A 1,644-nucleotide genomic window follows, 5' to 3' on the forward strand; every position below is an offset into this window, starting at 1 on the left:
GAGCGGGGAGCAGTCCATTGCGCCGACCAGGCAGCCGGCGGAGACGTGTATCTACCGGCTGGTGCGGATGGCGTCGATGCCCCGGGTGATGTGCAGCAGGTGCATCGGTTTGCCGCTGATGAGTGCCTCGGTCATCGCGCTGTTCCGGATCAGCCAGCCGTTGGGGGTTGAGTGTTCCAGGTAGTGGCGCCAGTCGCCCTCGCTGTCAGCCAGCGAGGCAGGGCTACGACGCTGCGTAGGCACGGTGTAGTCCGTGTGAGCGTGTTCCCATTCGTCGTGCAAGAGAACTCCTGGGGATGGAGGATCGGGGCCGGTCGGGGGAGTACTAGGGCCTGTGTGATGTCGTGATCAGTCAGTGGTCGGCAGGAGATCAGTGTCAATCCCCTGGAAACGTAGAGTCCTCTTCTATGCGGCTTCGGCCTTCTGGTGGGCTTGGCCGCGTTGCTGTCTGATTTTCTGCTCGAACTCCGCGGGCGGGAGTCCGCCGGCACGTGTGTGGCGGCGTCTGGTGTTGTAGAAGTCGGCGATCCAGGTGGCGATCTTGATCCGGGCCTCGGCGCGGGTGGTGAACCGGTGCCGGTGGACGTACTCGGTCTTGAGGGTGGAGTTGAACGCCTCAGCGGCGGCATTGTCGAAACAGGACCCCACCCGGCCCATGGACTGGACCACGCCGAGGCGGTCGCACAGGCTGTTGTAGGCGGCGGAGGTGTATTCGCTGCCTCTGTCGCTGTGGAAGATCACTCCGTCCACGGTGCCGCCCCGGGTCGCGACCGCCATCTGCAGGGACGCACCGACCAGGGCCGCGTCGTGGTGGGCGTCCATGGCGTATCCGAGGCAGCGGCGGGAGAACAGGTCGATGACGGTCGCCAGGTAGAGCTTGCCCTCGCCGGTGTCGATCTCGGTCATGTCTCCTACCCAGAGCACGTCGGGGGCGATCGCGTCGAAGTACCGTCCGACCAGGTCACGGGCAGATTTCCGCTTGCCCTGCCTGGTCAGGTTCCGGCGCTTCTTCGGCTCACGGCCGTACCAGCCCCGCTCCGCCATGATCTCGGCGACGGTGTTCACCGAGACCTGCCAGCCCTCGGCCCACAAGTCCAGCGTGATCCTCGGCGACCCGTAGGTATCACCCGGGGCGTGGAAGAAGTGGCTGATCCTCTTCTCCAGCATCGTGCGTCTGACCTCGCGTTTCGCCGGTTCGGCCGGACGCCGGCGCCACTTGTAGAACCACGGCGGTGACACGCCCAGTGCCCGGCAGGAAACGGTGTGCGGGATGCCGTACTCGGTCCTCTGGCCGACGATGCGGGCGGCCACACCGGCCGGATCCCGCTCGACTACTTCACCCAGAGGACCATGCATCGTTTGAGGACATCACGCTCCATCACAAGCTGGGCGTTGTCCTTGAGCAGCTCGGCGTTCTTCTGCCGCAGCCGTCGCAGTTCGTCCCGCTCGGACTCCTCCAAGGTCCCGTCACCGCCGGCCTTGCGGGCCCGGACGACCCAGCTGCCCAGGGTTCCCTCGCTGACCCCCAGGTCCCGGGCGACCTCGGCCACCGGCTTACCCGTCTCGACCACGATCCGCACCGCCCCGGCCCTGAACTCCGTGCCGTACTTACGTCGCCCCCCCGCCACGACTCTCAACCTCCCC

Annotated in this window: 3 protein-coding genes; all 3 read right to left on the reverse strand. The window is 66.4% G+C overall.

What is annotated here, in order from left to right:
* Positions 1-51 precede the first annotated feature (51 nt).
* Positions 52-243: a hypothetical protein gene (locus ACFVX9_RS39690; RefSeq protein WP_387987166.1), complete on the reverse strand. Its 192-nt coding sequence runs from the start codon at positions 241-243 to the stop codon at positions 52-54.
* A gap of 162 nt (positions 244-405) precedes the next feature.
* Positions 406-1,311 (reverse strand): IS3 family transposase, encoded by a 906-nt coding sequence (locus tag ACFVX9_RS39695; protein WP_387987169.1) that lies wholly within the window; start codon positions 1,309-1,311, stop codon positions 406-408.
* Between the two features lie 20 nt (positions 1,312-1,331).
* The coding region (locus tag ACFVX9_RS39700; RefSeq protein WP_387987172.1) for a transposase at positions 1,332-1,644 on the reverse strand (313 nt) is incomplete at its 5' end.

The organism is Kitasatospora sp. NPDC058243, assembly GCF_042882025.1.
In the GTDB taxonomy this organism is placed as follows: domain Bacteria; phylum Actinomycetota; class Actinomycetes; order Streptomycetales; family Streptomycetaceae; genus Kitasatospora.